The organism is Ruegeria sp. AN6 (genome assembly GCF_056540425.1).
In genome coordinates, this window is record NZ_JBQFWR010000001.1 from 169,896 (window position 1) to 194,245 (window position 24,350).

27 protein-coding genes are annotated in these 24,350 nt (G+C 57.0%); 15 read left to right on the top strand and 12 right to left on the bottom strand.

Annotated elements, in window-relative coordinates:
* Window positions 1-19 precede the first annotated feature (19 nt).
* The 10 genes from ACR0MQ_RS00850 (at window position 20) to ACR0MQ_RS00895 (ending at window position 9,342) form a co-directional block, all read left to right on the top strand.
* Window positions 20-1,270: a Zn-dependent hydrolase gene (locus tag ACR0MQ_RS00850; RefSeq protein ID WP_170770490.1), complete on the top strand. Its 1,251-nt coding sequence runs from the start codon at window positions 20-22 to the stop codon at window positions 1,268-1,270.
* A 93-nt stretch (window positions 1,271-1,363) separates the two neighbouring features.
* Window positions 1,364-2,818 (top strand): dihydropyrimidinase, encoded by a 1,455-nt coding sequence (gene hydA, locus ACR0MQ_RS00855; RefSeq protein WP_170770492.1) that lies wholly within the window; start codon window positions 1,364-1,366, stop codon window positions 2,816-2,818.
* A gap of 55 nt (window positions 2,819-2,873) precedes the next feature.
* The gene (locus ACR0MQ_RS00860) at window positions 2,874-3,671 is read left to right on the top strand and encodes an ABC transporter ATP-binding protein (RefSeq protein WP_170770494.1); all 798 of its coding nucleotides are present in this window, start codon (window positions 2,874-2,876) and stop codon (window positions 3,669-3,671) included.
* Window positions 3,671-4,102 (top strand): GNAT family N-acetyltransferase, encoded by a 432-nt coding sequence (locus tag ACR0MQ_RS00865; protein WP_170770495.1) that lies wholly within the window; start codon window positions 3,671-3,673, stop codon window positions 4,100-4,102. The genes ACR0MQ_RS00860 and ACR0MQ_RS00865 overlap by 1 nt, the downstream gene beginning before the upstream one ends.
* Entirely contained in the window at window positions 4,099-5,016 is a 918-nt protein-coding gene (locus ACR0MQ_RS00870) for an ABC transporter permease (protein WP_170469504.1), read from the top strand. Before ACR0MQ_RS00865 ends, ACR0MQ_RS00870 begins: the two co-directional genes overlap by 4 nt.
* Window positions 5,013-5,858: an ABC transporter permease gene (locus ACR0MQ_RS00875; RefSeq protein ID WP_170469508.1), complete on the top strand. Its 846-nt coding sequence runs from the start codon at window positions 5,013-5,015 to the stop codon at window positions 5,856-5,858. Before ACR0MQ_RS00870 ends, ACR0MQ_RS00875 begins: the two co-directional genes overlap by 4 nt.
* A gap of 60 nt (window positions 5,859-5,918) precedes the next feature.
* Window positions 5,919-6,908, top strand: coding sequence for an ABC transporter substrate-binding protein (locus ACR0MQ_RS00880; protein ID WP_010439453.1), 990 nt, complete (start codon window positions 5,919-5,921; stop codon window positions 6,906-6,908).
* 155 nt (window positions 6,909-7,063) lie between these two features.
* A complete protein-coding gene (locus tag ACR0MQ_RS00885; RefSeq protein WP_480603825.1) occupies window positions 7,064-7,777 on the top strand; it encodes an ABC transporter permease in 714 nt (237 codons plus the stop codon).
* Window positions 7,770-8,504: an ATP-binding cassette domain-containing protein gene (locus ACR0MQ_RS00890; protein ID WP_170469514.1), complete on the top strand. Its 735-nt coding sequence runs from the start codon at window positions 7,770-7,772 to the stop codon at window positions 8,502-8,504. The genes ACR0MQ_RS00885 and ACR0MQ_RS00890 overlap by 8 nt, the downstream gene beginning before the upstream one ends.
* 22 nt (window positions 8,505-8,526) lie before the next feature.
* Window positions 8,527-9,342 carry an ABC transporter substrate-binding protein gene (locus tag ACR0MQ_RS00895; RefSeq protein WP_480603828.1) on the top strand — a complete coding sequence of 272 codons (816 nt, stop codon included), beginning with the start codon at window positions 8,527-8,529 and terminating at the stop codon, window positions 9,340-9,342.
* A gap of 39 nt (window positions 9,343-9,381) precedes the next feature.
* Here the strand turns inward: ACR0MQ_RS00895 and ACR0MQ_RS00900 are convergent, their stop codons facing one another.
* The 10 genes from ACR0MQ_RS00900 to ACR0MQ_RS00945 all read right to left on the bottom strand — a co-directional run bounded on the left by ACR0MQ_RS00900 (window position 9,382) and on the right by ACR0MQ_RS00945 (window position 18,537).
* Window positions 9,382-10,254, bottom strand: coding sequence for a substrate-binding domain-containing protein (locus ACR0MQ_RS00900; RefSeq protein ID WP_480603831.1), 873 nt, complete (start codon window positions 10,252-10,254; stop codon window positions 9,382-9,384).
* The gene (locus ACR0MQ_RS00905; RefSeq protein WP_260025789.1) at window positions 10,255-10,380 is read right to left on the bottom strand and encodes a hypothetical protein; all 126 of its coding nucleotides are present in this window, start codon (window positions 10,378-10,380) and stop codon (window positions 10,255-10,257) included. It lies immediately after the preceding gene.
* A 13-nt stretch (window positions 10,381-10,393) separates the two neighbouring features.
* Window positions 10,394-11,656: a c-type cytochrome gene (locus ACR0MQ_RS00910; protein ID WP_170770505.1), complete on the bottom strand. Its 1,263-nt coding sequence runs from the start codon at window positions 11,654-11,656 to the stop codon at window positions 10,394-10,396.
* On the bottom strand, window positions 11,657-12,865 hold the full coding sequence (locus ACR0MQ_RS00915) for a formate dehydrogenase subunit gamma (protein WP_170776829.1): 1,209 nt from the start codon (window positions 12,863-12,865) through the stop codon (window positions 11,657-11,659).
* Window positions 12,866-12,938: 73 nt separating this feature from the next.
* Window positions 12,939-13,532: a formate dehydrogenase FDH3 subunit beta gene (gene fdh3B, locus ACR0MQ_RS00920; protein WP_010439472.1), complete on the bottom strand. Its 594-nt coding sequence runs from the start codon at window positions 13,530-13,532 to the stop codon at window positions 12,939-12,941.
* An 11-nt stretch (window positions 13,533-13,543) separates the two neighbouring features.
* Window positions 13,544-16,438: a formate dehydrogenase subunit alpha gene (locus ACR0MQ_RS00925; RefSeq protein ID WP_170469527.1), complete on the bottom strand. Its 2,895-nt coding sequence runs from the start codon at window positions 16,436-16,438 to the stop codon at window positions 13,544-13,546.
* Window positions 16,439-16,543: 105 nt separating this feature from the next.
* Window positions 16,544-16,732, bottom strand: a complete 189-nt coding sequence (locus ACR0MQ_RS00930; RefSeq protein ID WP_170469532.1) for a ubiquinol-cytochrome c reductase iron-sulfur subunit N-terminal domain-containing protein — start codon at window positions 16,730-16,732, stop codon at window positions 16,544-16,546.
* Window positions 16,733-16,788: 56 nt separating this feature from the next.
* Window positions 16,789-17,400 (bottom strand): TorD/DmsD family molecular chaperone, encoded by a 612-nt coding sequence (locus ACR0MQ_RS00935; protein ID WP_170469535.1) that lies wholly within the window; start codon window positions 17,398-17,400, stop codon window positions 16,789-16,791.
* A 4-nt stretch (window positions 17,401-17,404) separates the two neighbouring features.
* On the bottom strand, window positions 17,405-17,986 hold the full coding sequence (locus ACR0MQ_RS00940; protein ID WP_480603837.1) for a DUF3306 domain-containing protein: 582 nt from the start codon (window positions 17,984-17,986) through the stop codon (window positions 17,405-17,407).
* Window positions 17,983-18,537, bottom strand: coding sequence for a DUF3305 domain-containing protein (locus ACR0MQ_RS00945; protein ID WP_480603840.1), 555 nt, complete (start codon window positions 18,535-18,537; stop codon window positions 17,983-17,985). Before ACR0MQ_RS00945 ends, ACR0MQ_RS00940 begins: the two co-directional genes overlap by 4 nt.
* Window positions 18,538-18,795: 258 nt before the next feature.
* Between ACR0MQ_RS00945 and ACR0MQ_RS00950 the strand changes: the two genes are divergently transcribed.
* On the top strand, window positions 18,796-20,751 hold the full coding sequence (locus ACR0MQ_RS00950) for a 4Fe-4S binding protein (RefSeq protein WP_480603841.1): 1,956 nt from the start codon (window positions 18,796-18,798) through the stop codon (window positions 20,749-20,751).
* On the opposite strand, the gene ACR0MQ_RS00955 is transcribed toward ACR0MQ_RS00950, so the two are convergent.
* The gene (locus ACR0MQ_RS00955) at window positions 20,745-21,473 is read right to left on the bottom strand and encodes a cytochrome c family protein (protein ID WP_170770511.1); all 729 of its coding nucleotides are present in this window, start codon (window positions 21,471-21,473) and stop codon (window positions 20,745-20,747) included. The two genes, ACR0MQ_RS00950 and ACR0MQ_RS00955, sit on opposite strands and share 7 nt — an antisense overlap.
* Here ACR0MQ_RS00955 and ACR0MQ_RS00960 point away from each other — a divergent pair.
* Genes ACR0MQ_RS00960 through ACR0MQ_RS00975 form a run of 4 tightly spaced genes read left to right on the top strand, consistent with a single transcriptional unit; the run spans window position 21,472 to window position 23,838 of the window.
* The gene (locus ACR0MQ_RS00960) at window positions 21,472-21,609 is read left to right on the top strand and encodes a hypothetical protein (protein WP_170770513.1); all 138 of its coding nucleotides are present in this window, start codon (window positions 21,472-21,474) and stop codon (window positions 21,607-21,609) included. The two genes, ACR0MQ_RS00955 and ACR0MQ_RS00960, sit on opposite strands and share 2 nt — an antisense overlap.
* Window positions 21,606-22,667: an Mrp/NBP35 family ATP-binding protein gene (locus tag ACR0MQ_RS00965; protein WP_480603844.1), complete on the top strand. Its 1,062-nt coding sequence runs from the start codon at window positions 21,606-21,608 to the stop codon at window positions 22,665-22,667. Before ACR0MQ_RS00960 ends, ACR0MQ_RS00965 begins: the two co-directional genes overlap by 4 nt.
* Entirely contained in the window at window positions 22,664-23,359 is a 696-nt protein-coding gene (locus tag ACR0MQ_RS00970; RefSeq protein WP_480603847.1) for a biotin/lipoate--protein ligase family protein, read from the top strand. Before ACR0MQ_RS00965 ends, ACR0MQ_RS00970 begins: the two co-directional genes overlap by 4 nt.
* Complete coding sequence (locus ACR0MQ_RS00975; RefSeq protein ID WP_170770517.1) at window positions 23,359-23,838, top strand: DUF6505 family protein; 480 nt, start codon at window positions 23,359-23,361, stop codon at window positions 23,836-23,838. Before ACR0MQ_RS00970 ends, ACR0MQ_RS00975 begins: the two co-directional genes overlap by 1 nt.
* Here ACR0MQ_RS00975 and ACR0MQ_RS00980 read toward each other — a convergent pair.
* Window positions 23,835-24,335, bottom strand: a complete 501-nt coding sequence (locus ACR0MQ_RS00980) for a flavin reductase family protein (RefSeq protein ID WP_170469560.1) — start codon at window positions 24,333-24,335, stop codon at window positions 23,835-23,837. The genes ACR0MQ_RS00975 and ACR0MQ_RS00980 overlap by 4 nt on opposite strands.
* Window positions 24,336-24,350: the final 15 nt, after the last annotated feature.

Below are 24,350 nucleotides of genomic sequence, written 5' to 3' on the forward strand. Positions count from 1 at the left end.
AGCAACAGGGAAGAACAAGATGGCAGCTCCGGCGCAGAATCTCAGGATCAATGGCGACAGGCTATGGGACAGCCTGATGGAGATGGCCAAGATCGGGCCCGGTGTGGCGGGTGGCAATAATCGCCAGACGTTGACTGATGAGGATGCCGAAGGGCGCGCATTGTTTCAAAAGTGGTGCGAAGACGCGGGTTGCACCATGGGATTGGATCAGATGGGTAACATGTTCGCCCGTCGAGAAGGCGCTGATCCTGAAGCGTTGCCGGTATATGTTGGGTCGCATCTGGATACGCAGCCGACTGGCGGCAAGTATGATGGTGTTTTGGGCGTGCTTGGCGGGTTGGAGATCATTCGAACCCTGAACGATCTAGGCATCAAGACCAAGCACCCCATTGTCGCGACCAACTGGACCAACGAAGAGGGGACGCGATACGCGCCTGCGATGTTGTCTTCGGGCGTATTCGCCGGAATGCACACGCAGGATTGGGCCTATGATCGTGAGGATGCCGAGGGCAAAAAATTCGGGGATGAGTTGAACCGCATCGGCTGGCGCGGTGATGAAGAGGTGGGTGCGCGCAAGATGCACGCGTTCTTTGAGCTGCACATCGAACAGGGCCCCATACTGGAAGCTGAGGGCAAGGATATCGGCGTTGTCACGCATGGCCAGGGGCTAAGCTGGACCCAAGTCACAGTGACTGGCAAGGATGCGCATACCGGGTCTACTCCGATGCCGATGCGTAAGAATGCCGGGCTGGCAATGGCACGTATTCTTGAGAAAGTGGATGAGATTGCGTGGTCACATGCGCCTCATGCCGTTGGTGCGGCGGGTCATATCGACGTGTACCCGAACTCGCGCAATGTGATCCCGGGAAAGGCGGTGTTTACGGTCGATTTCAGATCACCCGAATTGGATGTAATCACTGATATGGAGAACCGGCTGCGTGTCGCGGCAGAGGATATCGTCAATGAGATGGGACTGCAGATCGAATTCGAGAAGGTTGGCGGCTTTGATCCAGTAAAATTCGATGAAGGCTGCGTGGCGGCGGTGCGCGACGCTGCTGAACGGTTGGGTTATTCCCATACGGATATCATTTCAGGCGCGGGACATGATGCCTGTTGGATCAATCGAGTTGCCCCGACGGCGATGGTGATGTGCCCATGCGTTGATGGACTAAGCCATAATGAAGCTGAGGAGATCAGCAAGGATTGGGCTGCAGCCGGGGCGGATGTTTTGCTGCACGCTGTCGTTGAGACGGCCGTGATCGTGGAATAGGGGGCTTTGCCCCCGTCGCCCGATGGGCGATTCCCCCGGGGATATTTTTAGCCAGATGAAGCAAGCGGCGCAGACCGCATCAGGGAGTTTAACATGAGCACTGTGATCAAGAACGGAACCATTGTGACCGCTGATCTGACCTATAAGGCGGACGTGAAGGTTGAAGGTGGCGTGATTACCGAAATTGGGCCGGACCTGCGTGGTGACAAGGAACTTGATGCGTCGGGCTGTTATGTCATGCCCGGTGGAATCGACCCGCATACGCATTTGGAAATGCCGTTTATGGGCACCTATTCCAGTGATGATTTTGAAAGCGGGACGCGGGCGGCGCTGGCCGGCGGGACCACGATGGTGGTGGATTTTGCGCTGCCCAATCCGGGTGAAAGCTTGTTGGACGCGCTGAAACGCTGGGACAACAAGTCAACGCGTGCAAACTGTGATTATTCGTTCCACATGGCGGTGACCTGGTGGGGTGAGCAGGTGTTTGATGACATCAAAACTGTCATCGAGACCCGCGGCATCAACACCTTCAAGCACTTTATGGCCTATAAAGGCGCGCTGATGGTGAACGATGATGAACTTTTTGCCTCGTTCAAACGTCTTGCGGAGCTAGGTGGCACCGCGATGGTCCATGCCGAGAATGGAGATGTGGTTGCTGAGCTGAGTGCGAAACTGCTCGCCGAAGGCAATACTGGGCCGGAGGCGCATGCTTATTCCCGCCCACCGCAGGTTGAAGGTGAGGCTACCAACCGAGCGATCATGATCGCAGATATGGCAGGTGTGCCACTCTATGTGGTGCATACATCCTGTGAAGAGGCACACGAGGCCATCCGGCGCGCCAAGATGCAGGGCAAGCGTGTATGGGGCGAGCCATTGATCCAACACCTGACCTTGGATGAAAGCGAGTACTTCCACCACGATTGGGAACACGCGGCACGTCGGGTTATGAGCCCTCCGTTCCGGAACAAGCAGCATCAGGACAGCCTTTGGAATGGTCTACAGTCTGGAACGTTGAGCGTTGTGGCCACAGACCATTGTGCGTTTACGACGGAGCAGAAACGGTATGGCTTGGGTGATTTCACCAAGATTCCGAACGGGACCGGAGGGTTGGAAGATCGGTTGCCGATGCTATGGACCCATGGGGTGAATACCGGTCGTCTGACGCCGAATGAGTTCGTGGCTGTTACTTCAACTAACATCGCCAAGATATTGAATTGCTATCCGAAAAAGGGCGCAATTCTTGTGGGCGCGGATGCTGATTTGGTTGTTTGGGACCCGGACAAGGCCAAGGTAATCTCGGCCGAGACACAGCAATCCTCCATCGACTACAACGTCTTTGAGGGCAAAGAGGTGCGCGGGTTGCCGCGGTTCACGCTGACCCGCGGTGCGGTGGCCGTGCATGATGGTGAGATTCAGACTCAGGAAGGGCACGGGAAGTTCGTGGCGCGTGAGGCCAATACCCATGTGAACAAGGCGCTGAGCACCTGGAAAGAGTTGACAGCGCCCCGGCCTGTTGAGCGGACAGGTATACCGGCAACGGGTGTGTAAACCCCTTGGGTCGCCTTTCCGGCGACCCGGGTCTGAGCTTCTTCAAGGCAATGGAATGAATACAGAAAATACTACTCAGCCCGTTATTGAGGCAAGGCAGCTGGATCTTACATTTCAGACGAATGATGGGCCTATTCATGCGCTGAAAGATGTGAACTTGTCGATTGGCAAGGGGGAGTTTGTCAGTTTCATCGGCCCTTCCGGCTGTGGCAAAACCACTTTCCTGCGCTGCATCGCGGCGCTTGAGACACCGACGGGCGGGTCTTTGACCGTAAATGGTATGGCCCCGGATGAGGCGCGGAGAAACCGGGCCTACGGGTATGTGTTTCAGGCGGCGGGGCTGTATCCATGGCGAACGATTGCGAAGAATATCAAGCTGCCACTTGAGATTATGGGTTATTCGTCTGTTGAGCAGGATGAACGGGTTAAAAAGGTCTTGGAACTTGTTGATCTTGAAGGGTTCGGTGGTAAATTCCCCTGGCAACTATCAGGCGGCATGCAGCAGCGGGCCAGCATTGCGCGAGCCCTGGCCTTTGATGCAGACATCTTGCTGATGGATGAACCGTTCGGTGCTTTGGATGAGATTGTGCGCGACCATCTGAACGAACAGCTCTTGGCGCTGTGGGCTCGGACCGAGAAGACTATCGGCTTCGTGACCCACTCGATCCCCGAGGCGGTGTATCTCAGCACCAAGATCGTGGTTATGAGCCCGCGGCCTGGTCGGATCACGGATGTGATCGATAGTCCTCTGCCGAAAGAGCGGCCATTGGATATCCGCGATACGCCCGAGTTTATCGAAGTTGCTCATCGCGTGCGCGAGGGGTTGAGGGCCGGTCATGGGGATGATGTTTGATGGCGGGTGACGGCATCAGACGGGCATCTTTGGATGATGTGAAAGATTGCGCGCGGATCATTTGGACCTGGGCGAAGCAGACGGGCTGGATGCCCGATGAAATGCCGCAAGAGGAACTGGCGGGCCTGATCCGTGAGGCGTTTCCCAACCGGGACGTCTGGGTCGCCGGAGATCCGCCTGATTGTTACATGTCGGTTGATCCGGTCGAGAACAAAGTGGGCGCGCTTTATTGTCTGCGGACGGGACGGGGTGTCGGCAAACGGTTGTTGGATAAGGCGAAGGAAGGGCGCGACCATCTTTGGCTAACGACGCATGAGCCCAATGTGGACGCGCAGCGGTTCTATCGTCGCGAAGGGTTTATCGAGACGGGACGGGAGCCTCCGGTGCCGCCTGACATGGTACCTGTCATTCGGATGGAGTGGCAGGCATGAAGCAAATTATTGCAGTCCTCACTGTCCTCGCCGCCATTGTTATCGTGTGGTACGCGGCCTGTATCCCGATGAATATCAAAGGGGTTCTGACTGAGCAGGAGCGTGCGGGGGCCGAAGTCCAGCCGCCCTCAGCCAAAGATCGCCGAGACATGGGTGAGATCGGTCTGGCCTTGAATAACTCTTTCGCCATACCAGCGACATGGGAGCAAGAGCGTCCGCGCCTTCCAGCGCCCCATCAGGTTGCGATTGAAATGTGGGAGACCACGGTTCAGAAGAAAATCACCTCAAAACGCTCGCTGATCTATCATGGTTGGGTCACGTTAAGTGCCACAATGTTGGGTTTCGTTATCGGGACCGGGCTGGGCATTCTGCTGGCCGTTGGAATTGTGCACAGCCGGGTGATGGACTTGTCGGTGATGCCCTGGGCGATTGTTAGCCAGACCATCCCGATTATCGCGTTGGCGCCGATGATCATTGTTGTCCTGTATTCGGTTGGCGTTCAGGGGATCATTCCCAAGGCCATTATTTCGGCTTACCTGAGTTTCTTCCCTGTCGTCGTCGGCATGGTGAAAGGGCTGCGTAGCCCTGATGCCATGCAGTTGGATTTGCTGCGAACCTACAATGCCAGCCGCTCGCAGGGGTTCTGGAAACTGCGTCTGCCGGCCTCGATGCCCTATCTGTTTACATCGCTGAAGATTGGCGTCGCTGCGTCTTTGGTAGGGGCCATTGTTGGGGAACTGCCTACAGGTGCTGTGGCGGGGTTGGGCGCTCGATTGCTCGCAGGCAGCTATTACGGCCAGACCGTGCAGATCTGGTCGGCGCTATTTGCAGCGGCCATTCTTGCCGCTTGTCTTGTAGGGTTGTTAGGGCTGATTGAGCGGACGGTTCTGAAACGGATGGGGATGGCACAATGATACCTATTCTTGGTGCAATAGCTGTCTGGTTATTGGGCTGGTGGTTGAACAGCCGTCTGGCCAGCGGACCCTATTCCGACACACGGATTGTGCGGTTTCTTGCGCCTTTGATCTTCGGTCTAACCGTCATTGGCATCTGGGAGCTGGTCGTGCGCGGCCTCGAGGTGCCATTGGTCATCCTGCCGGCACCATCTGTCATCTGGGTTCGTTTCTGGGACAGCTTGCCGACTCTTTGGGCGGACTTTGTACAAACGATCATCAAGGGCGCTTTGAGTGGCTATCTCATCGGCTGCGGTTCGGCCTTCCTGATGGCGATTGCCGTGGATCGATGGGATTTCCTGCGGCTCGGGCTTCTTCCCGTCGGCAACTTCGTCGCAGCGCTGCCGATCGTGGGCACAGCGCCTATTCTGGTAATGTGGTTCGGCTTCGACTGGCATTCGAAGGCGGCGGTTGTCGTGGTGATGGTGTTCTTCCCGATGCTGGTGAACACGGTGGCGGGGCTGCGCGAAGCCACTGCGATGCAGAGGGATTTGATGGAGACCTATGCGGCCACTTATTGGCAAAGCTTCCTTAAACTGCGCTTGCCTGCCGCGATGCCATTCATATTCAACGGATTAAAGATTTCTACCACTCTCGCCCTGATCGGCGCTATCGTGGCTGAGTTCTTTGGTTCTCCCACCTTGGGCATGGGCTTCCGGATATCTACCAGCGTCGGGCAATTGTCGCTGGATATGGTGTGGGCCGAGATCGTGGTCGCAGCGCTGGCGGGGACGGCCTTTTATGGCCTTGTGGCGATGATCGAAAAGGCGGTGACCTTCTGGCATCCGTCTCAGCGAGGATAAATGGAATAATTCAACAGACCCCACAAACGGGGCAAACATAAGCAACTAGGAGATATGATGATGAAGAAGCTACTCAGCGGGGCGGTTGCCGCCTTTAGCCTGGCAGCCAGCGCGGCACTTGCTGCGGATGAGGTGACGCTGCAATTGAAGTGGGTCACGCAGGCCCAGTTTGCAGGCTACTATGTGGCGAAGGACAAGGGGTTCTATGAAGAAGAGGGGCTGGACGTTACAATTCTACCCGGTGGCCCCGACATTGCACCCACTCAGGTGATTGCAGGCGGTGGTGCAGACGTGACGGTTGAATGGATGCCAGCCGCGTTGGCCGCGCGTGAAAAGGGTTTGCCTCTGGTAAACATCGCACAGCCCTTCAAAAGCTCAGGCATGATGCTCACTTGCTGGAAGGATGCTGGAATTGCTGCACCCGAGGACCTGAAGAACCGTACTTTGGGTGTTTGGTTCTTTGGCAACGAATTCCCGTTCATGAGCTGGATGAGCCAGCTGGGTATCAGCACCGATGGCAAAAGCGACAGCGGTGTCGAGGTTCTTAAGCAGGGTTTCAACGTTGACCCGCTACTGCAGCGCCAAGCCGATTGCATTAGCACTATGACCTATAATGAATACTGGCAAGTCATCGATGCCGGTGTCACGCCCGAGGAACTGGTGACCTTCAAATACGAAGATCAAGGCGTCGCCACGCTTGAGGATGGCCTCTATGTGCTTGAGGAAAACCTGAGCGATGCGGCCTTTGCCGACAAGATGGAGCGTTTTGTCCGTGCCTCGATGAAAGGCTGGAAATACGCCGAAGAGAATCCGGATGAGGCCGCTGAGATCGTGCTTGAAAATGATGCAACCGGTGCCCAGACCGAAGAGCATCAGAAACGCATGATGGGTGAGATTGCCAAGCTGACCGCAGGGTCGAATGGTGCTCTGGACCCGGCTGATTTCAATCGTACGGTTGAGACTCTGCTGGCCGGTGGTTCCGATCCAGTTATCACCAAGCAGCCTGATGGTGCTTGGACACACCAAATCACGGATGCTGCGCTGAACTAAGTTCAGCAAAACGCGCAATTCTAAACGCGGTCCCATTGGGGCCGCGTTTTCTGTTGTGGATGCCGGATTCGTGCCTGTACTTGCTGGTTGAAAGGTATAGTATTTCACTGAAATTAGCGGCATTTAATAACGTCATGGCATCTGTTGGGTAGAGAATGCAGAGTTTTGCATCAGAATTCAATCAAGCGATCTCGTTGATCCTGAATGGGGATGCCGAGTTGTGGGCGATTGTTCTGTTGTCGCTGCGTGTTTCGGTGTTTGCGGTGCTGATTTCGGCAGTCATTGGAATGCCTGTCGGGGCAGCATTGGCGGTCGCCCGATTTCCAGGGCGGCGCGCGCTTATCATATTGATGAACGCTCTGATGGGATTGCCACCGGTTGTGGTCGGATTGCTGGTTTACCTGATGTTATCCCGATCTGGCCCATTGGGTGTGCTGGAGCTGCTCTACACACCTGCTGCCATGATCATAGCGCAGGTGGTTCTGGTGACACCGATCATGGCCGCGCTTACCCGCCAGGTGGTTGAAATGCTGGCCGAGGAATATTCCGAACAGCTCCGCTCGCTTGGGGTATCGCGGTTGGCGTCGGTACCGGTGCTGTTGTGGGACGCGCGGTTGGCGCTGGTTACCGCCTTGTTGGCTGGGTTTGGCCGGGCGATTGCCGAGGTTGGTGCGGTGATCATTGTGGGTGGAAACATCAATCACGTCACACGCGTGATGACGACCACGATCGCTCTTGAAACCTCCAAAGGTAACCTTGCGATGGCGCTGGCCTTGGGGGTGATCCTGATCGGCTTGGCCGTGGCGGTAAACGCGATGGTCAGTGCGCTGACACTTCGTGCCGAGCGGGAAGGGCTGCGCCATGCGTGATGTCGTGACCGGGGCGCCGGGTATTCTGGACGTGAGCGGCCTGAGTATTGCACGTAATGGCAAGGCATTGCTGGACGTCCCGCACCTTTGTCTGGATGGTCCGGGCCCGACCCTTATTCTTGGACCGAATGGGGCGGGTAAAAGTCTGCTGCTGCGTTGCCTGCACGGACTGATACAACCAGATCGGGGACGGGTTTGTCAGAACGGTGCTGTGTTGAATGCCCGCCACAAGGCACGACAGGCGATGGTATTTCAAAGCCCTGTTTTGCTGCGCCGTTCTGTTGCTGCCAATCTGGACTTTGTTCTGAAGCGGGGATCCATGCCGCGCGCGGAAAGGAAGCATCGTATCGAATCCTTGCTGGATGAGGGCGGGCTAGGTGGCAAGGCGCGTCAACCCGCGCGTTCGCTTTCCGGTGGTGAGGCGCAAAGGCTCGCAATATTGCGCGCATTGGCCTTGGACCCCGAGACGTTGTTTTTGGATGAACCCACCAGCGCACTGGATCCCAGCGCAACGCAGATGATCGAAAGGATGATCCTGCGCGCCTCTGAGCGGGGCGTACGCATCGTTATGGTGACGCATGACATTGGACAAGCACGCCGGTTGGCATCTGACATAGTGATGATGCAAGCAGGGCGAGTTGTTGAACACGGTAAAGCAATGCAGGTTCTGGAAGCACCAGAAAGCGACGAGTCGCGCCGGTATCTGGCCGGTGGCCTCGTTACCTGATTTATACAGATGGAGAAATGGGATGATCCCTGATTTCATTCGGGCATCAATTGTTGCGCTTGGGCTAACCGCTGGCGCAAGTTTGGCGGAAGAACCCTTTATTATCGTGCAGTCTACGACCTCTACTCAAAACTCGGGTTTGCTTGATTATATCTTGCCCGGGTTTGAGGCCGAAACCGGTATTGACGTGCGGGTTGTGGCTGTTGGAACTGGTCAAGCGATCCGAAATGCAATCAACGGGGATGGTGATGTCCTGTTGGTTCATTCCAAAACAGCCGAAGAGCAGTTCGTTGCTGATGGTTGGGGGGTTGAGAGGTTCGATGTCATGTATAATGACTTTGTTCTCGTCGGCCCGAAATCTGACCCGGCCGAGGTCAAGGGCGATACCGATATCATCGCAGCCCTTGCGGCAGTGGCCAGCTCAAAGGCGCCCTTCGTTTCGCGCGGCGACGACAGCGGAACCCACAAGGCCGAGATGCGTTATTGGCAGGTGACAGATGTCGACCCGACAGTTGCGTCGGGAACATGGTATCGCGAGGCTGGAGCGGGCATGGGCGCATCGCTGAATATCGCTAGCGGAATGGGCGCTTATATCCTGACGGATCGCGCAACATGGCTTTCGTTTGGAAATCGAGGTGATTTGGAAATCCTGGTTGAAGGCGATCCTCGAATGTTCAACCAATATGGTGTGATTCTGGTGAACCCAGAGAAGCACTCGAAAGTTCGTGCAACTTCGGGGCAGAGGTTCATTGATTGGTTGATTGGCCCTGATGGTCAGGCGGCGATTGAATCCTACGAGTTGGATGGGCAGCAGATGTTCTTTCCGAACGCAAAATGAATTTCATCTTTGGCAATTGTCATTGGAAAAATGGAAAGATCAGCCACTTGCGCCGTTGTGGTGAATCTGGCCCAGATACCTGAGGTCATATCCGCCCAGGTCGGTAGCGCGTTCAGAGAAACGCTCGGATTGCAGGAACTGGATTAAAGTCTGCATCGGCGCCTCAAAGAAAGCGCGTCGCCAGATGGCAAGATCTAACCGTTCAGAGTGAGTGGGCACAAAGCTCAGCCCATAAGGGCTCGCAAGTGCACCGAGGCCGAACCCGGCTTCTGCTTTGCCATCCCGTACGGCAATCGCTAGTTCTTCTTCAGTGCGGGCGCAGATCGGAAGGGCATTCAGATCCTCTCGGCCGAGCCCATGCTTGCCAAGCTCTGCATCGAACAGGTGCTGACTGGCGGCACTGTCCTGTCGCAGGATGACGCGACGGCCTTTCAAGTCCTTTATACCAGAGATTTCAGGTGTGCCAGTCGCAAGCAACAGGCCGCGCTGCCGATGCGCGATTTGGTAGAGGATCACCGGGGCGTTGCCCATTTTGTCGCGCAAAGACTGGGTGTTAAAGCCTTCGGGTTCATGGATATGCAACGCAGCCGCTTGTGCTGTGCGGTCAGATAGGCGGTTCAGCCCGTCGAATGAACCGTCATAATAGGTGGCCAGCCCCGAGCCACTTTCCCTCAGCGCCCAATCCAGCAGCGGATCATGGCTGCCGGCGACAATGGGAGGCAGGGGCGGTTCAGCCACCTGCGGACCAGAGCGCGAGGCATTGAGCCATGCGATGATCTCAGCCTTCGGGAAAAGCAGTTTTCCCATTGCCCGCACGCAAGGGATTTCACCAGAGGACGCGAGATCATAGGCTTTCCGCTCACCTATGCGCAGCAGATCCGCCAATTCGCGGGTTGTCAGGTATTGCGACATTCAGTCTAGACGCACCGAAGAGCCGGAACCCGACGCTGCAGCGCTGAATCCGATCTTGTCCAGCACGATCGGCGCGGCAGCGGTAATAACGACCATCGCAACGACGGCGGAAAGGAAGGCTTTCATTGTCTCCTCCGGCTCAGTTTTCGGGTGCCGTGGCGTGTCGTAGAAAGGTGACCAGATCAATGCGGTCTTGCGACCCGCTAATCCGCTGCATTGGCATCTTTGATCCCGGAATGTAATGATCCGGGCCCTTGTCGAAAAGAGCGTTTATCGTCTCTTCATCCCAAATAATATCAGAAGATTGCAGTGTATCTGAATAAAGATAGTCCGGTACTGTCCCTGCTTTGCGTCCAAACACCCCATACAGGGTTGGACCCGCGCGCCGCTGGTCATCCGGTGAAAGGCTATGACAGATTGAGCATTTGCGGGCAAATTGGCGTTCCCCATTTCCCATCTCGTTCGGGTTCTTCAGGAAACTGGGTTCGGCCGCCGCCATCTGCTCGCGGTCTCCCGAGGCCGCGACCGGCCAGCTATACATCGCTTCGTCAATTCCGCCAGCATGAATATTTTGCCCATCGTTCGAAAAAGCCAGAGCCCAGACAGGCCCGCGTAGCGTAGCCCTGAAATCCTGCGAGATACGCCAGTTCAGGGTGTCGATGACCATGATAAAACCTTCACCATCACCGACTGCGAGAAGGCTTCGATCAGGGCTGAGGGCAAGCGCCAGTATCGGCCTTCGGTCCAGGGTGAAATCGCGTTCGTCGCCGGTTGCTAGGTCAAGGATGCGGGTGACACCATCGACGGCACCGTAGGCGATCCAGTTGTCGATAGAATTCAAGACCAACCTGTTCACGCCGAACCCGTGCTCGATAAGGCGATCCACCTCCTGACCGCTCGCGACATCCCAGAGGCGGACCGAACCATCGACACCCGCCGAATAAAGCTGTGACCCATTAGCAGTGAATTCCACGGCATTTACCCCGCTGCCCGTTGGCCCGAGCAACATAGGTTCTGACCCATCGACCGGCCAAAGCCCGATCATTCCGTCCCAGCTTGCCGTAGCGACATGAGTTTTTGATGCAGCGAGCCCGACGATCTTTCCTTTGTGTTGTCCAACGATTTCGCCTCCGGGCCAACGGCGTAGCGTGAAATCATCACCAGCTGAATAGATTGCGGTACCGTTGAACACGACAGTGTTGACGGCAGCTTCATGGCCTTCCAGCCATTCCGGGGTCTGTCCGGTCCACAGGCCAACCGAATTATCAAAACTCGCCGTTGCGATGCGCCCGTCTTGTGCGATTGCGATCCCCATGATCGGCCCGCCATGGCCTTTGAGCGTGAAGAACTCGGACCAAGCGGGCAGGGGGAACAAGCCAAGCGTCAGAACCAGCCAGCGCATTTATTCAGCGGGTGAGGCCGCCGCTTTGCTGGCCTCTTTTTCCTGCACCTCTTCCAGCCACAGCGAGTGATGCTCGCGCGCCCATTGCTCTTCGACTTCACCAGTGCCCATGGCGTCAAAAGCACCTTCCATGCCGACTGAGCCGAGGTAGATATGAGCTATGATGATTGCAATGAATACGTAGGCCACCATGACGTGCCAAACCTGAGCATATTGCATCTCTTCTTGTGGCGACATCTGCACGGGCAGGTTCAAACCCAGCATCTGCGGAATGCCGGTTGCGTTGGCGATTTGGAATGTCTTTGCGAACATCGGCAGCTCAAACGGGAACAGCAAGGAAAGGCCCGACAAGCTGATCGAGGCGCCGAGTAGTATACAGGCCCAGAAAATCACTTTTTGACCTGCGTTGAACTTCTTTGCGGGCGGGTGGCTGTTTTTGGTGAACAAACCACCTCCGGCTGCGAGCCACTTCAGGTCTGTCTTGTTGGGTATGTTATGTGAAATCCAGTTCACGGTGACGATGATCAAACCAAGCATGAAGGCCCAGGCGAGATTGTTATGTAGCCATTTACCCCCCTGCGCGATGGTTGCGAACCCTTCCTTGCCGAAAATCGGGATCAGGAAGTCACGACCATAAAGCGCCAGCAGGCCGGTGATGCCAAGGATCAGGAATGAACCGGCAAATAACCAATGTCCGAACCGTTCGAAACTATTGAACCGCAGGACCTTGCGCCCGGTCTTTTCGCCATCAATGCGGATTTTTCCGCGGATCAGGAAGAACAGAACGATGACCGCAATCATTCCCGCGATGATGTATGTACCGTATTCGCGCAGTGGCCCGGTACGGAAACTCAGCCACCACATACCGCCATCTTGAATCAAAACGCTGTCTGCTGGTCCATGGGATGAAACGGTGACATCTGCCGATCCATAGCGCAGCGCGCGATAGACATCGCTGTCTGAGGCGACGCCGCGTGTGCCGATTTGCCCGAGCAGGCCTTCCACATTGCCCTGTCCGGTATTTTCCGACCGATAGCTGTTGTCGACCTTCTCGCCGCGCTGTCGGGCCAGAATGTCCTCAAGCGTTGTCGCTCCGCCAGTCGAAGCGCGTTCATTCGTGGTTGCGGGTGCCTCAGCATCGTTGGTTTGGGCAACGGAAGCGTGGACCAGCCCGATGGTGAACAGCAATGCGAAGAGTAAGCGGAACATCTGAACCTCGGTCAAAATCCCTGATCAGGCGACCCACGGATGCGGGTCGCCTGTTTGGTTCATGAAAGCGGAGTTATCCGTCTTTCTGGTCGTAGGCTGTACCCCAACCCCAAGCGCCCGAGCCGAATCCGCGCGCCACGACGCGTTCGCGGTAAACGGCAGACACTACGTCGCCGTCACCGGCAAGCAGGGCTTTGGTGGAACACATCTCGGCGCAGATCGGCAGTTTGCCTTCGGCGATCCGGTTGCGACCGTATTTGGCGAACTCCGCGGTCGAGTGCGTTTCCTCGGGGCCGCCAGCGCAGAAGGTACATTTGTCCATCTTGCCGCGCGATCCGAAGTTGCCCGCCTGCGGATATTGCGGCGCGCCGAAGGGGCACGCGTAGAAGCAATAGCCGCAGCCAATGCACAGGTCCTTGGAGTGCAGGACGACCCCTTCTTCGTTCTGATAGAAGCAGTCGACCGGGCACACCGCCATGCAAGGCGCATCCGAACAATGCATACAGGCCACCGAGATCGAGCGTTCGCCCGGGTTACCATCATTGATCGTTACCACCCTGCGGCGGTTGATACCCCATGGCACTTCGTGCTCGTTCTTACACGCGGTTACGCAGGCGTTGCACTCGATGCAGCGTTCAGCGTCGCAGAGAAACTTTGCTCTAGCCATTATCGTCCTCCTTACGCTGCCCAGATTTTGCAGAGAGTACACTTGGTCTCTTGCATCTGGGTCACTGAATCATAGCCATAGGTCTGGGCGGTGTTGGTACTTTCACCCAGCACATAGGGGTCTGCACCGGCGGGATATTTGTGCCGCTGGTCTTCGCCCTGGAAATGGCCGCCAAAGTGGAATGGCATGAAGGCGACACCGGCACCAACCCTGTTGGTAAGCATCGCCATCACCTTGACCTTGCCACCCTCAGGACCTTCGACCCAGACCTGTGATCCGTCCCGAATACCAAGGTTGTTGGCATCGCGCGGATTGATCTCGACGAACATGTCCTGCTGAAGCTCGGCCAGCCACGGGTTCGACCGCGTCTCATCACCGCCGCCTTCATATTCGACCAGACGACCTGACGTTAGGATTATCGGGTAATCCTTTGAAAAGTCGTTCTTTTGGATCGAAGCATAAAGGGTGGGCAGGCGATAGGCTTGACGGTCCTCGTAGGTCGGATAATCCGCCACCAGATCGCGACGCGGCGTGTAAAGCGGCTCGCGATGCAGTGGGATCGGATCCGGGAAGGTCCAGACAACCGCGCGGGCTTTGGCGTTCCCGAAGGGCGCACAGCCATGGGCGATTGCAACCCGCTGGATACCGCCGCTAAGGTCGGTCTTCCAGTTGGTTTTCTCGCCCGCAACAGCGTCAATGGCCGCGCGTTCTTCTGCGGTTAGATCGCCGTCCCAGCCAAGATCCATCAGCATCTGCATCGTAAATTCGGGATAGCCATCCTGAATTTCCGATCCAACGCTATAGACCCCTTCGGCCAGCAGGTTGTCGCCGTCACGTTCCACGCCGAATCTGGCGCGGAAGGTCAGGCCGCCTTCGGCCACCGGTTTGGACATGTCATAGAGGTTTGGTGTCCCTGTATGACCCATCTCAGCGGTACCCCAGCAGGGCCACGGTAGACCGTAATACTCGCCGTCGTTTGGTCCACCAATGGCTTGCAGCGTGGTTCTGTCGAAGGTGTGCTGGTTGGCCATATGGCTTTTCAGACGTTCCGGCGACTGACCGGTATAGCCGATGGTCCAGAGACCCGAGTTGAACTCACGCGTGATGCTTTCAACATTCGGGGTTTCGGGATCTTCCATCTCGATATTGCGGAAGAACCGGTCTGCCCAGCCAAACTTGTTGGCGAACTTGGCCATGATGACCTCGTCCGGCAGGCTTTCGAACAACGGATCAACCACCTTGTCGCGCCACTGCAACGACCGGTTCGATGCCGTGACCGAGCCACGGGTTTCGAACTGCGTACAAGCAGGCAACAGATAGACGCCGTCAGTACGGTCGTGCAGAACGGCCGAAACTGTTGGATACGGGTCGATCACGACCAGCATGTCCAGCTTCTCCATCGCCGTCTTCATTTCCGTCATCCGGGTCTGTGAATTGGGCGCGTGTCCCCACAGAACCATGGCGCGGACATTGTTGTCCTGGTCCATGTTGGCCGGGTCTTCCAGAACGCCGTCGATCCAACGAGAGACCGGGATGCCGCGCTCATTCTGAAGCGGTTTATCCTTGCCTTCCTTGTCCTTGATCGTGGCGAATTGGCCTGCGAGCCATTCGGGCTCTTCACCCCAAACGCGCGCCCAGTGACCCCATGCGCCTTTCGACAGACCATAGTAGCCGGGCAGGGTGTGGGACAGAACACCAAGGTCCGTTGCGCCTTGCACGTTGTCATGGCCACGGAAGATGTTGGTGCCACCACCCGTGGTGCCCATGTTTCCAAGTGCCAGCTGAAGCACACAGTAGGCGCGGGTGTTGTTGTTGCCGTTGGTATGCTGAGTACCACCCATGCACCAGACGACTGTACCTGGACGGTTGTTCGCCATTGTGCGGGCAACGCGCTTCAATTGCGATCCCGGAGTTCCAGTAACGCGTTCCACCTCATCCGGGTTCCAATTAGCGACCTCTTCGCGGATCTGGTCCATGCCCCAGACACGGGTGCGGATGAACTCTTTGTCTTCCCAACCGTTGTCGAAGATGTGCCACAGGATTCCCCAGATCAGCGCAACGTCTGTACCGGGGCGGAAGCGGACATACTCATCCGCATGCGCTGCCGTGCGTGTAAAGCGCGGATCGCAGACGATCAGAGGGGCGTTATTCTGCTCTTTCGCGCGCAGAATATGCAGCAGTGAGACAGGGTGTGCCTCGGCCGGGTTGCCGCCGATGATGAAGATCGCCTTGCTGTTGTGCATGTCATTGTACGAATTGGTCATGGCGCCGTAGCCCCATGTATTCGCAACACCCGCAACAGTGGTTGAGTGGCAGATACGGGCCTGGTGATCCACGTTGTTCGTGCCCCAGTAGGCAGCAAACTTGCGGAACAGATAGGCCTGTTCGTTGTTATGCTTCGCAGAACCCAACCAGTATACGCTATCCGGTCCGGATTCTTCGCGGATGCTCATCATGCCGTCGCCGATCTCGTTGATCGCCTCTTCCCAGCTGATGCGCTTCCACTCGCCGCCTTCCTTTTTCATCGGATACTTGAGGCGGCGCTCGCCATGGGCGTGCTCGCGGACCGCGGCCCCCTTGGCGCAGTGTGCGCCCAGATTGAACGGGCTGTCCCAGCCGGGTTCCTGCCCGATCCAGACGCCGTTCTGTACCTCGGCTACGACCGTGCAGCCCACCGAGCAGTGAGTGCATACGGATTTGATATTCTCCACGGCGGTGTTTGCCGCTGTCTGGGCGCTGGCGGGCGTCACGGTTCCACCCGTGGCGCTGATCGCGGCAAGGCCGCCGATCGTCAGGCCCGAGCCACGCAGGAATGCGCGGCGATCGACGGTTTTCTCGCCGACCTGGGACAGGATACTTGTCCGCTGGGGGCGTCTCGCAACCCCGTTGGTCTTTTTCCTAAGCATTTCTTTCCTCCCTTGCGCGCCGTGTAAGCCACGGCTGGCTTGGTACTGCTGATCCCGACGTCAGGGCCAATCGCAACCGTCTGTCAGGTATGAAAACGTCCAGTCCTAGAACCGGGTGCTTTCGATGTATGCGCGCGTATGCGCGGTATCCTGCATCCGGGTTTCGTCCGTCGGCAGCTCGGCTGCTTCGGCCTGTCCAGTCAGGCTGGCTGCGGCAACAGCAGCAGGGGCTGCGGTTCCGGCCAGTTTCAGGAAGTCGCGGCGGGTTGCGCCTTCTTCCTTTGTCTTGCTCATGGGCTCCTCCTGTCCCAATTGCGGTTTGGCGCTGCAAAGCACCGGCGATTGGCGGATTAATCCGCCGTCATTCGGAAGGCTTCGCGCTCGATCTCCATGAACACCCGACCGGCGGTGCCGACCGAGGCATAGAGAACCGAATTCTCAGCGCCTTCCAAATCTGAATAGAAATGTGCGGCCCAGGGGCCGATGTGTTTACTCCAGAACGCCTTCTGGTCTTCCAGCGAGGCAGGCGCGCCGAAACGCCCGACGATCATGCCCGCCATCATCTCCATCAGAGAGGCAATGTTGTCTTCGGGTTCGTAAACATTTTGCGCCCTCGTGATACCGCGTGCTGCCATATCATTGCGAAGCTGGGCCAGCGGTTTTTCGTTCAGAAAACCGGTCAGATAGAAGCTGGCATAAGGCAACAATTCACCACGCCCCAATCCGATGAATAGCGCATTGAACTCACGCTCGGCAGCGGCGGGCTTAGTGACCTTTGCCACGCGCGCCATCGCCTCTATGGCCTGACCCAGATCAGAGGCGTCACCGCTTAGCCCTGCCATCTGGTCCAGCAGCAACTGATCGGGCGGACCGGCCAGAAGCAAACCCAGAAAATTGTAGAAATCCGCGCGCAGACGATCCTCGGCCGAGATATCAATGGTTTGCGCGTTGTCTGCGGTCATAGAGTTATCCTTCGAATTCAAATTTCATGCGGCGCGGAGCAGGGGGGACTTCAAGCTCCTCTGGTTCTTCCACATTAGCCACGATCATGGGTTCCGGCGCAGGTTCTTCGGCCTTGGCCGGTTCTTCACGCGCCTCGATCACATCAAGCGTATCTGTCTCTGGATCGCATTCTTGCTCTTCAACCTCGGCAGCGAGCGCTTCGACATGAGCCAACATGCCCTTGCCTACCTGATACGCGGTCTGAAGGTTCTCAATCACGCAGGCTGCGTCGGTGTAGTCCTCGCCGTAGTCGACCAGCCCGTCGACATTGGCCAGAATAGGGTTCAGCCGCCATAGGCGCCGCAAAGCGCGGCGGCGCAGGCGGTCAGGCACGGCTTTGGCCATGAAGCCCGAGACATCATCGCCTGCTTGCAGCGTATCGGGATCGGGCAGATCAAACTCGGACAGAATTTCGGCGTCGCTTTTTTCTTCCAGCTTAGCTTGCCGCGTCGTGATGATCTGTTCCTCTGCGACCAAAGCTTCTGCTTCGGTCTCGGCCTGAACGGCGGCCTTGCGGCGGGACCAGAAATCGCGCGCTTGGGTCATTGCAGCACCCGACGCGGTGCGCGGTAGACATCTGTGTCCTGACGGATGCGAGCGTCGCCTTTTCCGTCCTCAACCAAATCTATGCGCTTCTTATCCCGACGGCGCTTTACGAACACTTCGTCCCGATGATGCTGCAGCGTGAAATCGCGCACCCAAGCGATTAGACCTTCTGTCATCGGGATCTTCTCGACAATCTCCTCGCCGGTATCAGCGTAGTCCTGACCTTCAAACGGAGAGGCCGTGATCAGCACTGCATTCAAGGGAGTTTCACCTTTCAACTCATCCCGAAGCACCAGGTAAAGCGAGGGCTGTCCGTCCGACAGGTTCACCATATAGGCCTCTGTCTCGTCAGGCCATAGTGATAGGGGCAGTGTGGCAGCGTGATATTCGACGGTTTCACCTTCGCGGCGCAGCTCTTGCCAATCCGCAGGTCCGGCGCCAGGCAACAAAGCGACTGCGCGCCAGCTCCAGCGGGCCCAACGAGTGACCCCGGGTGTTTTGCGCACGATGACGCCAACCGGCATTTCAATCTGGCTTGCGGCCTTGGCCACTGGCTCCTCCCCGGAAGGCTCTCCCCTGCCTTCCCTATGATGTACTATGGTACATAAATCGGCGCTGTGCCAAGTCCACTTGCATTGATCAGGTCGTTTTCTTCGATAATTTATTCGTTATTGACCTCAGCGGTTCGTGTATCGCTTGGGGGTCGATGAAAAATAGTGCACAAATCTACCATTCTGCCCGGTATCGCATTGCCACGGTGCGGATTAGGTCTAGTGTGAATTGGGGCGGCAAACAATCCGGGAGAAGATATGACCAGCAAGCTTTTGTTGTGTGATTGCGAGGGGACGCAATCAATTGACGCAGATCGCATATCTTCGGCCTGTGAACTGTGCTGTTCAAAGGTCCATACTGCGCTTTGTACCCGACAACTTGGCGTGGTGGCTGAAATGCTTCAGACCGACGATCAGGTCGTGATTGCCTGCGGGCAAGAGACTGTCGTGTTTTCTGACCTTGCAGATGATCTGGGTGTGGATCAGCCGGGATGCGTTGACCTCAGAGACCGTGCTGGCTGGTCGGAACAGGGCCAAAATGCAGCGCCTAAAATGGCAGCGTTGGCAGCTGAAGCGATGTTGCCGCAGCCGATCACTTCTGCAGTTGATGTTATCAGCGAAGGCACTTGTTGTATCATCGGGTCGGGCGAAATCGCTTATGATCTGGCTGAACAATTATCGGACAGCTTGGCCGTAACGGTTTTAGTCACAGATGAGATTCAACCGCTGAGCCGTGCTTTTGATGTTATTCGTGCCAAGGTGCGGAACCTGTCGGGCGCACTGGGCGGGTTCACGTGGCATCTGGATCAAGTGCAACAACTAGAACCCGGCGGGCGTGGTGACTTTGCGTGGAGCGCGCCGAGGGATCGGGCCACATCGCGCTGTGATATTGTCGTTGATCTGACTGGAGGTACGGCTTTGGTTGCGGCCCCGGATAAGCGCGAAGGCTACCTGCGCGCCGATCCTCGTGATGCGGTGGCAGTTGCGCGCCTAGCCTTCGATGCGGTGCAACTGGTCGGTACCTTTGAAAAACCGCTTTACGTGCGACTGGATGAAGCGCTTTGTGCCCATTCACGCGCAGGACAGACCGGGTGTTCGAACTGTTTGGACATATGTCCGACCGGTGCCATCACATCAGCGACAGATCATGTGGCAATCGACCCTATGATTTGCGCCGGGTGTGGTGAGTGTTCTGCCTTATGCCCGTCTACAGCCATCACTTACGAGGATCCGCCGGTATCTGCCATTCTCTCTAGGATGCACATATTAGCGCGAACTTTTCGTTGGGCAGGGGGTACAGCGCCGCGTTTGCTGGTGCATGATGCCCACGGGGCGCAGATGATCCGAATGGTTGCCCGGTTTGGCCGAGGTCTTCCAGCGGATGTCATTCCACTAGAATTGCACGTGGTTTCAGGTTTTGGTCATGCCGAGATGCTGGCCGGGTTGGCACACGGCTTCGCCCGGGTCGACGTCCTGTTGGGGCCCAAAGTCGAACGGGACGCTCTGGATCGGGAGCTGGACTTGGCGCAGGCCATCGCGGGGCAGGGTGCCCTGAGCCTGATTGACGAAGTTGACCCAGATGCGTTTGCTGATCTGCTTTATGCGCAAGAGGTGCCGCTACCATTGACCGATCCGGTTCTTCCATTGGGGAACCGGCGACAAATCACCCGACTGGCGGCACAAGCGCTGAATACCAAGACCGAATCACCGTTGGCCTTGCCCGATGGCGCGCCATATGGCGCCGTCGTAGTAAACACTGGCACCTGCACTTTGTGCCTCAGTTGTGTATCTTTGTGCCCCTCAGGTGCGCTGATCGACAATCCAGACAAGCCGCAGTTGAACTTTCAGCAGGATGCCTGCCTGCAATGCGGTATCTGTCGCACGATCTGTCCTGAGCACGCCATTGATCTGGTGCCGCAGCTTGACCTAAGCGACAAGGCCCTGTCGCAGCAGGTTCTTAACGAGGAAGAGCCGTTCGAATGCATCGAATGTGGTGCGGCCTTTGGCGTCAGATCGACGATCGAGCGCATAATGGACAAACTGTCGGGAACACATCCGATGTTTGCAACTTCGGATCAGGCAAGGCTGATCCAGATGTGTGATGATTGCAGGGTAAATGCTCAGTTCCACAGCACCGACAATCCGTTCCGGTCATCTCCCAGACCCCGTGTCGTGACGACGGACGATTATTTTTCAAAGCGTAAGGATCACTGAAGTTGCAGCGGTGCGCCCAGATCGGCGGCGCTGATGGCGGCGACAAAGGCCAAAATGGCTTCGAGATCATCCAGACTTATTTCCACCGGATGGATCGGCGATGGACGCTCGGGCGGGAAGGGCTCGGTTACGCCTTCAATCTGGGTGAAGGCGGGATGTGGGTTCAGGGCAAAAAAGGCCTGAAACCGCTCGGACCAATCAGGCATCGCGCGCAGGACGGCGAAAGACGGCGTGGAACCCAATCCGTTCATGCGGTTTTGCGGCCCGATCACATGGCACCGGCCACAGTGAGTAAACGACAAATCCTGACCCAATGCAGCATCTCCGTCGATTTTAGCGTCTTCGACAACATCTGCGATTTCGAAGTTCGCGCTAAAAGGCCCACCTTCAGCGGGAACAAAGCTTTCGACGGTACGTTTGCCAATGTCGGACAACAGCCAGTCTCGGAACTTGATTTCCTTTGCGCTGGCATTAATGCGCAGGTGATAGACTGTTTCGTCACGGGCAAAAACCGGATCGCCAGGAGGTGCCGGAGCAAGAGCCATTACACCATCATCGTCTGCGACAACGCGAACCCCGGTCTTGAGAGAGAAGCGCGGAAGGATATGTTGCAGAAGACCCGAGTTTGAAATCTCATCTGGCGCTGCGAGTCCAATTGCCTCTTGTGACCAAGAGGGGGTGGCGGTGAGCGTCAGGCTCAGGCACAACAGGACAAAGCGCATGGCCAAACTTAGCGGTGTCAGGCCAATTGCGTCAAATGAACGAAAAGAGACGGAGTATCATGCAATGAGCGGCGACCGCAATCAGTCGACACGCAAGGCCCTAATCGAAGGGTGGATAATGGAGGTGGTCGCATGAGCATCCGTGACGCCGTACTGGCGAACCTAAAGAAGATCACTGATCCTGTTTCCGGGCAGGATATTGTCAGCGCAGGTATTGTGCGCGCACTGAATGTCGAGGGGGATACGGTGCGCTTTGTACTTGAGATCGATCCCAAACAGGCCGAGAAAATGGAGCCCGTGCGCGCCACAGCCGAGAAAGCGGCGCAGATGGTGGACGGCGTGTCCAACGTCTCGGCCATGATGACCGCGCATTCGGACAAGGCCCCACCCGATTTGAAGCCCAAGCCTAAGCCTTCGCAAACCGGACCGCAGGCGGTTCCGGGTGTGGATCGGATCATCGCGGTGGCGTCTGGCAAAGGGGGTGTCGGCAAGTCCACTGTGTCGGCCAACCTTGCCTGCGCGCTAGCCGCAGAAGGGCGCCGCGTGGGTCTTTTGGATGCAGATGTCTACGGTCCGTCGCAACCCCGGATGCTGGGCGTCTCGGGCCGTCCGGCCAGCCCTGATGGCAAGACGATTCTGCCTTTGCGCAATCACGGTGTTACCATGATGTCGATGGGACTGATGACCAACGAAGGACAGGCGGTTGTCTGGCGTGGCCCGATGCTGATGGGCGCATTGCAGCAGATGATGGGGCAGGTGCAATGGGGCGCGCTGGATGTGCTGATCGTTGACCTGCCTCCTGGCACGGGTGATGTGCAACTTACGTTGAGCCAAAAGTTTCAGGTGGATGGCGCCATCGTTGTTTCAACCCCACAAGACGTGGCTTTGATCGATGCTCGCAAGGGGATCGACATGTTTAATCAGCTCAAAACACCCATCTTTGGGATGATTGAAAATATGTCGACTCATATCTGTTCGAATTGTGGACACGAAGAACACGTGTTCGGTCATGGCGGTGTGGCGTCAGAAGCCGAGGCATTGGGCGTGCCGCTGCTGGGTGAGATACCACTGCATCTGGATATCCGCGTGGCAGCAGACGGGGGTGCTCCGATCGTGGTCAGCAAACCCGACAGCCCACAGGCAGAAGCCTTCCGCAAGATCGCTCGCGACATGATTGCCAAGGGGAATGCATGAGCCACCCGGTCTTTCCCCCATTGCTCAGCGGGCATCCTGCCAAGGCCGGAGAGGATCCGTTCGAAAAGGCTCAGGCCATGGCGGCGCTAGGCTGTGATGGGGGAACCGTGGTCTATAGTATTCAGGCGGATCGTTTGCGCGTTGCCATCGTCTTTGCCCCCGAGGTGCCGCTGCAGGATGCAATAGCAATGTTGCCGCTATGTGCCGTCGGTTTCCAGAACGCCCTGGGCGCATTGGCTCCTCCAGAAGTTGCTGTGCATCTAGGCTGGGACGGAGTGATCTGCGTGAATGGCGCAAAATGCGGGACGATGAAGGTTGCAGCCTCGTCTGCCGAGGCTGGCGAGATTCCTGATTGGCTTGTCGTCGGTTGGGAGCTTGCATTGCTGCCGACCAGCGACGCCCCCGGGGAAACGCCGGATGTAACTGCGCTTTATGATGAAGGTTGTGCTGACGTTTCGGCGACGCAACTGGTCGAAAGCTGGTCGCGCCACATGCTGACATGGCTCAACCGCTGGCAAGAAGAGGGCAACGCGCCGCTCCATGCCGAATGGATGGGGTTACTGCGAGGGGTTGGAGAACCGATCGCGGGCTCCGGTGTATTTCTCGGCACCGACGAACGGTTTGGCATGCTGATCCGCGAGGGCGCAGACACCCAAATACGCCCGCTGACAGAACTGTTGGAGACCGTCTGATGAATCTCGCCCGCGCAATCCATTTTGATGAAAGCGACATGAACGTGTTCCATTCACCTGCACGAACCGGTGAGTGGTGCATCCCGGGTGGTTTCGAGTTTTCGAATTGGGGAGAGGCCGACTTGGAAGGCAAGGCACGTCAGGCCTTTGCCAACGGTTGGCTGGGGCTTGAGACGTTTGGGCGCGTGACATTCGTTGCGGTTACGCAAATTGAGCAGGCTGAAATTGACCAACTGACACAGAATCTGGCTGAGCATTTTGTGCAGTTATACGGCGCACCATCGGTCGAGGCGGCGATGGATGTCGCGCAGACCGAAATCGCGCACATGACCGAGATGTGCGAGGATCATGCCCCGAACACGTTGCTGACTGTGGCCCGGGAATTGACAGGGGCAGGGGTGCACGAGGCGTTTCGTGTGATCACGCCGCAAGAAACGCAGCTTGAAGCATTGGCCGTCCACGGATCGCTGGACGACTAGATCAAATCTGCGAAACCACCAAACTGGCCGCGTTTAAAGATCAATCCTTGACCGGGGCGGTGCATGACTTTCTCGACATGGCCAACAAGAATCAGGTGATCACCTGCCGCGTGACGCGCCGACAAGCGACAGTCGAAGCGGGCTAGACATTCAGCAAGACGGGGACGCCCTGCATCATCTTCCTGCCAGTCGGCATGAGAAAAATCGAACCCGTTACGCGCAAATTGTAGGGCCTGATCGTGCTGGTCCTGCGCCATCACATGTATCGCGTAATGCTCGCAGGTGCTGAAGGCGTCATACCGGTTCGAGTTCCGGTCGAGGCACCATAAAACCAAAGGTGGGTCCAGAGATACGGATGCGAACGAGTTCACCGTGATCGCGGCGGGTCCTTCGGCGGTGCTGGTAGTGACAACGGTGACTCCGGTGCCGAAACAGCCCAACGCCTCGCGAAAGGCAAGATTGTCCTCAGGGCCAGGAATGAATGTTTTTTCCGTCATCACGCGCTCGTTCAA